The sequence below is a fragment of the Pseudomonadota bacterium genome (genome assembly GCA_023229365.1).
Classification (GTDB): Bacteria; Myxococcota_A; Polyangia; order JAAYKL01; family JAAYKL01; genus JALNZK01.
On sequence record JALNZK010000199.1, the window covers coordinates 1 to 6,476 of the forward strand.

The 6,476-nt window shown below is 68.8% G+C and carries 5 protein-coding genes; 2 read left to right on the plus strand and 3 right to left on the minus strand.

The features are described 5' to 3' along the window. Positions 1–133: 133 nt before the first annotated feature. Genes M0R80_30655 through M0R80_30665 form a run of 3 tightly spaced genes read right to left on the minus strand, consistent with a single transcriptional unit; the run spans position 134 to position 4,587 of the window. Positions 134–1,216 (minus strand): nuclear transport factor 2 family protein, encoded by a 1,083-nt coding sequence (locus M0R80_30655; GenBank protein MCK9464000.1) that lies wholly within the window; start codon positions 1,214–1,216, stop codon positions 134–136. Between the two features lie 3 nt (positions 1,217–1,219). Next, positions 1,220–1,708, minus strand: coding sequence for a hypothetical protein (locus M0R80_30660; GenBank protein ID MCK9464001.1), 489 nt, complete (start codon positions 1,706–1,708; stop codon positions 1,220–1,222). Further along, the gene (locus tag M0R80_30665; protein MCK9464002.1) at positions 1,705–4,587 is read right to left on the minus strand and encodes a tetratricopeptide repeat protein; all 2,883 of its coding nucleotides are present in this window, start codon (positions 4,585–4,587) and stop codon (positions 1,705–1,707) included. Before M0R80_30665 ends, M0R80_30660 begins: the two co-directional genes overlap by 4 nt. Before the next feature lie 274 nt (positions 4,588–4,861). Here M0R80_30665 and M0R80_30670 point away from each other — a divergent pair, with 274 nt between their 5' ends. Both M0R80_30670 and M0R80_30675 read left to right on the plus strand, forming a co-directional pair. After that, on the plus strand, positions 4,862–6,058 hold the full coding sequence (locus M0R80_30670) for a hypothetical protein (GenBank protein MCK9464003.1): 1,197 nt from the start codon (positions 4,862–4,864) through the stop codon (positions 6,056–6,058). A gap of 34 nt (positions 6,059–6,092) precedes the next feature. Beyond that, positions 6,093–6,362, plus strand: a complete 270-nt coding sequence (locus M0R80_30675; protein MCK9464004.1) for a hypothetical protein — start codon at positions 6,093–6,095, stop codon at positions 6,360–6,362. Positions 6,363–6,476: the final 114 nt, after the last annotated feature.

A 6,476-nucleotide genomic window follows, 5' to 3' on the forward strand; every position in this document is an offset into this window, starting at 1 on the left:
GTATCCGAGTCCGTGTCCGGGTCCGAGTCGGAATCCGGGTCCGCCGAGCCGACCGGCGTGTTCGTCGTCTCCGTGCAGCCGACCGACGCCGCGATCGGGAGCATCGAGAGGGCGAGTGCAGCGCGAATCGAGATCATGGCTTCTTCTCCGTGGGTGGCGCGGCCTCCTCTTTCACGGCGCCTCGCGGTCCGAGCGCATCCTCACCTTCGCCGGCGCTCTGCGCGATGAGCCCCGTCTTTTCAAGATACTCCATTTCGCTGGTGTACGCCTCGACCGCGGAGATCCGGCCGTCGGTGAGCGTGAACACGTGCGCGCCGTGCAGCACGACCTCGGCGGGCTCGGCGCCCTCTCCGGCCTGGACGGACGAACCCCGCGCCTCCCACCGGATCGCGACGTACGGCCCCGCGGCGAGCGACTGCTGCGTCTTGTAGGCCAGGCCGTTCACCGCCGGGGTGAGCGCGGCGAGGAACGCGGGCAGCTCGGCCAGCGGGACGCGCTTGCCGGAGCTCGTGTCGGTGTAGACGAACCCCTCGGCCGCGAGCGCCTCGAGCCCCTGGCCCCCCTTGGCGAGCGCCTCGAGCGCGGCCTCGGCCTTCTCGAGCCCGCCCTTGGCTCCCGGCGCGCCGACGATCTCCGGCTTCCCGTCGGGCTGCACCGGGACCGGGCGCACCTCTCCCTTGAGCGTGCCGGCCTGCCGGTGCGACACCGCGACGTCGAAATACACGAGCGTCTCCCGCGCCCGCCCCTGCTCGTCGGCGAGCACGAAGTAGATCATCTCGAACCCGATCCGCTTCGGATCCTCCTCGGTGCCGTGCTCCGTCCAGCGCTTCGTGCCGGTGACCGACGCCTGGGCCACGAGGCTCGATCCGCGCCGCAGGACGCGCCGCACGCCGATCCGCGAGTCCGGGATGAACGCCTTGAACGCGCTCAGCGCCTTAATGATCTGCGTGACGCCGCGCGCCGGGGCCGCGGCCCGCGTCGGGTTCCACCACGCCGCGTTCGGTGCGTACGCCTCCCGCACGCCCTTGACGTTCGCCTCGTTGAAGGCGGTGATCCCGTCGATGAACGCGACCGCCGGATCCCGCGCGGCGGCCTTCCCCGCGGCCTTCGGCTCCTCGCCGCTCCCGCGCTCCTTGTCCCCGCCGCACGCCGCGAGCGCGAGCGCCCAGCCGGCAACGGCGACTCCCGCCCAACGCACCTTCGAAGGCCTTCGCATCCGTCATCCTTTCGCCGCGGGCTCGCGCCCCCGGCTCTCTTCGATGAGCTCGTCCATGAGCGCCCGGATCTCCGCCGGGGTCACCGCGTCCGGCACCCACCGGAGCGTCGGGTGCGCGCGGAGCAGGTTCTCGTACCGCTTGTGCTGCCGCGAGAAGTCGTAGGCCAGGATCACCGCCACGCCGCCGAGCCCGTGCCGCTCGAGCGCGTCGAGGATGTAGAGCCCCTGGTTGTTCTGCAGGTGCTTGAGCGCCCGGACCGGATCGCCGTTGTGCTCCCGCGTCGCCGCGGCGTGATCGCCCATCAGCTCGGCGTCGGGGATCCTGTCGAAGCGCATGTCCAGGTAGACGAGGTCCACGCGCGAGCTCTCGAGCACGCGGAGCGCCTCGCGCCCGTTGTGGGCCTGCACGTACGTCGGCCCCTTCACGAACCGCGTCAGGCCCTGGAGGTACTCGTCGCCGTCCTCGACGATCAGCACGTGGGGTCCGCTCATCCCCGCTCCTCGGCCGCCGATCCGACGGGCTCGGCCATCGGCAGCTTGACGACGACCGCCTTCGACCAGACGCCCGTCCCCGGCACCACGTCGAGCGTCCCGTCGTACCTGGAGACCAGATCCGCGGTCAGCCCGAGCCCTTCCTCGATGTATCTTCCACGCAGCATCTCCGCGGTCAACACCTTGCGGGATCTGTCGCGCACCTCGAACGCGACGCGCTCGAGGCCGGTGACCGGATCCAGCTCCGTGCCCACGCCGAAGCCGATGTGCACGCCGTCGCGCTCCTCCCCGTACTTGAGCGACGACTGGATCGCGTTGCGCACGAGGTTCGCCATGAGGTCCTCGAACGCGGCGCGAGGCACGTGGATTCCCGCGGGCTCGGCGAGCCCGTTCTCGATGTCGAGGGGCGCGAACGCGACGCCCGAGAACGACGGCTCCCGCGTGCACCGCTCGAACACGGCGCGCAGCAGATCCTCGTCTATCTGCAGCGCGCGCAGCCGGTCGAGGAGGCCCCGCAGGGCCTCGTAGCCCGTGGTGTTCAGGAGGTGCGCCGCGGTCTTGAGCTCGCGGAGCAGCGCCGCCCGATCGCCGCCGCGGAGCGAGGCGTACCGCGAGAGGCGGCCGCCCGCGCGCGAGAGGACGCGGATGCCGCGCAGGAGCGGGGCCACGGCGGGATCCTTGCGCCGGAGGTTGAGCCGGGTCCGGTTCGCGCCCCCGATGCGGTCGAGCGTGTCGACGTAACCGTCGAGCCGCGCGTCCAGGCCGCCGCCCGGGCCCTCGCCGCAGATCGCCTTCGCGAAGTGCGCCGCGAGCTCCGCCGCGTCCTGGCCGCCCTCCATCGTGTCGACGAGCCCGTCGAGCATCATCGTGTTGTGCTTGAGCACCTCGTGGCGGACGGCGGAGAGCACGCGCTGGACCTCCGGCCCGGCCTCCGGGTGCCGCGCGACGAGCGTCATGAGATCCGCGCCGCCGTAAATCCGCCGCAGGACGAAGAACGCCGCGAGCACGAGCGCGATGAGCGCGACGCCGAACGCCGCGCCGACCACGAACAGCCGATCGCGCACGGTCTGCCGCAGCGTCTCCGCCTCCTTTCGGTAGATCGACGCGGCGCCCGTCGCCAGGAACGCGTCGAGCCGACCGAGGCTCCCGTAGAGCGCTGCGGCGTCGGGGACGTCCCGGAGCCAGGACGTCAGCCCCGGCGCTCCCTCCCCCGCGTCGAGGCGGGCGAGGTGGAACATCGCGGCCGGATCGCCGAGCTCCTCGGAGCGCGCGAAGTGGAGCCGCGCCGCCTCCTTCTGCCCGAGCTCGAGCAGGATCGCGCCGAGCTGCGCGTGCACGACCGCCTGCGACTCGTCGAGCCGCAGCGAGTCGCGCATCGATCGCGCCGCCTCCTCGACGCGCCCGGAGCCGAGGAGGATCCGGGACTCGAGGTTCAGCACCTCGACGCCGCGCTCCTTCTCCGACAGCTCCCGCAGGACCGCCATCGCCGCGTCGACCTCGCCGCGCGCGAGGTGCGCCCGCGCCCTGCCGAACGCCATCTCGAGCCGCTCGCTCATCCCGGCCCGCGGCTCGAAGGCGGAGGCGAGCATCCCCGGCTCGACGAGCGCGGCCGGCGGCACCAGCGCCTCGATGCTCCTTTGGAGCGAGCGCGCCCTCTCCCGATCCTCGTCGCTGTGCACGCCCAGGAGGTACTTGTTCACGTGGTCGAGCGCGCCGAAGAGATCGCCCGCGCCCTGCAGGGCGGTCGCGAGCTCGAGCTCCAGCTCGGCCCAGTCCGGCCGGAGCGCGACGGCACGGCCCAGGAAGATCGCCGCCTCCGCGAACCGCGGCTGCCCCCCCGCCGACGCGAGGTACAGCGCGCCGAGCCGGGCGTGGACCTCCGCGTTCTCGTGATCGACCGCGATCGCCCGCAGGTACTCGACCTCCGCCTCGTCCGGGCGCCCCGTCTGCCGCATGAGGTCGCCGAGATCGGCGCGGGCGGCGGAGAACGCCGGCGCGAGCGACAGCGCCTCGAGCAGCAGCCGCTCGGCCTCCTCGACCTGCCCCTTGGCGAGGAGCACGCGGCCGCGCGTCTCGAGCATCCGGGCGCGCACCGGGACGACGCCGGTGCTGCTCGTCCAGCCGAACCGCTTGGACTGCTTCTCGACCTCGAGCTCCCAGATCCGCGCGGCGGCCTCCCGGCCGAGATCCTCGTCCTCGATCGACCGGTACCAGCCCAGCGCCTCGTCGGACCGGCCCTGATCGCGGAAGAAGTCGCCGAGCTCGAGCGCGAGCTTCGGCGTCACCTTCCCTATAGCGAGGAACTCCTGGTAGTACCGCTCGGCGGCCGCGAGCTCGCCGGCCGCGACCGCGACCCGCGCCTGCCGGATGATCACCTGGGGCCGGTTGCCCTTGAGCTCGCGCGCCTTCGCGAGGAGCGCCTGCGCCTCGGCGAGCCGCTCCGGGCTCGGGTCGTGCTCGGCGAGCAGATCCGCGAGGTTCAGGTGCACGGCGAACCGCTCCGGCTCGAGCGACACCGTGAGGCGGTAGAGCCGCTCCGCCTCGTCGCGGTTGCCGAGCAGGTAGTAGATGTAGCCCAGGTTGTTGGCGATCTCCGGGTTGGTCGGCGCGAGGTCGTGCGCCTCGCGGTAGCGCGAGAGCGCCCCGGGGTAGTCCTTCTTCTTGAGGAAGAACCGCGCCTCGGCCGCCCGGGAGAGCGCGATCTTCGCCATCGCCTCGTCGAGCACGTCCTCCATGCGGCTCACGCCGCCGTCCTGCGAGTAGGCGAGATCATCCCCCGCCTCCCGATCGACGCCCGCGTCCCGCTGCTCGGCGAGGGACGACACGGGGACGGCGGCGAGCAGCGCCGCGAGGAGGATCGTTCGAACCGCGGGTGACATGTCCCGGCGAGATCTACTCTGAAACCGGGTGCGGTTCCAGGACAGACCCGCGGCCGTCGCACGAGAGGAAAATGCACGGGATCGGACCGATCCGTCGGAGCCGATCGATCGGTCGGATTGTGGAAGCCCCTCAAACCCGGCGAAGAGCAGCGGAACGGAACGGGGTTCGAGCCGCGGGTGTGGTAGGCGTCGAACCTGTTGCGGCGGCGGCCGCCACCCGATACAATTCCTCCATCGCTCGAGCTTCGGCGCCGCGCGCCGTCAGGAGGGGGAAATGCCGCGCATCTTCACGCTCGTCGTCCTATCGGCCATCGTGTCGCTCCTCGCCGCCTGCGGCGACGATTCCAGTCCCTTCCAAGATGGCGACGCAAGTACGGACACGGATACGGACACTGATACCGACACCGATGTCGATACCGATACTGATGCCGACACGGATACGGACACCGACCCGGTGAACCCGTGCCCGGAAGGGCAGCACGCTGAGTGCTACGCCGAAAACGTCTGGTGCTTCGACGACACCGATACCCCGATGTCGGAGCTCGACGTGTGCGTCGGTGGCGAGGTTTGCGTCCAGCTCTCGGAGGATGTTGCAGAGTGCCAGTGCACGAGCGATGCGTACCGCGAGTGCTATGGCGGCGACGTCTGGGCTTACGACTCCTGCGGGGAGCTCGATTCGATGATCGCAGACTGCGCGGATCCCGATGTCTGCACGGACCTCGGCGATGCGCTCGGTCCCGACTGCTGCGAGGCGTCCCCGAGCGCCGAGCAGTGCGCCGACGACGGCGACGTGCACGACTTCCTGCAGTGCACGCTCAACGGCGCGGTCGACGCCGAGACCGTGGTTGCGGATTGCAACGACACGAACGCGGAGTGCGTCGAAACGACCGCGACCGCCGCTGAGTGCCAGTGCTTGAACCATTGGACCGGCGACAACTGCGATGTCTGCGCTCCGCACTGGGATCCCGAGGCCGAGTGCAACGCCTGTGCAGGGTACTGGACCGGCACGGATTGCAGTACCTGCGATGGTTTCGGGAGCGACGTCGATCACTGTCAGTGCCCCGATGGCACCTATGTGCCTCAGCCGGATTCTGAGCGCTGTTGGACGTGCCCGTTGAACTCCGTGGCAGAGGATGGCATTTGCCCAGATGTATACGCAGACGACCTCACCTGGTATGCGGCAGACACTGCATGCGCCGATGGTTTCCATCTTCCCAGCATAGACGAACTGCTGAGATTATATACAGGCTGCGCCGTGGATGGAACGGAGACAGACTGCGACAATTGCTCTGACAGTCCTGCATGCAATGCGATGTACGGGGCCGTCTCGACCCTGGGCTCGACTTGGACCACACAATCTTGCGCGTTTGGGCACCATGGATTCGGTCTTGTTAGCGGATACATTGTTCTCGAGGATTTGTACTGTGATGAGAACACGCACCAATTCGATAGCAATCTTTGTGTGAAATAGCGACGCTGGATCGTATCCCACGAGGAGAAGGAAGATGAAGACGAACAAATTCCGTTTTTGGGTTTCTGTGAGTCTAGTTACTGTCAGCTTACTGGCGTGCAGCCGAGAACAGGCCGTTCTTGAAATCCGTGAAAACAACAGAAAACCGAAGAACTTGATGTACGGCGTCTCGTATCCCGATGGTGCAAATGGAGAGAATGTTGATACCTCGATCGGGAGAGAATTGCTTTGGGAATGTGTTTCGACCTACTGCATGACGATGCATGGAAATCCTAGCGGAATGGGGTCAAGACCCTCCACTTGACACTTAGCCCTCATCCCATCGCGTAGCCCACGACCGGAATGGGGTGTCGAGTAGCCCCGGCCGGTTTCCCGACCGGGGCCCTCACCAGATCCGGACAAGGAGATTTCCACCATC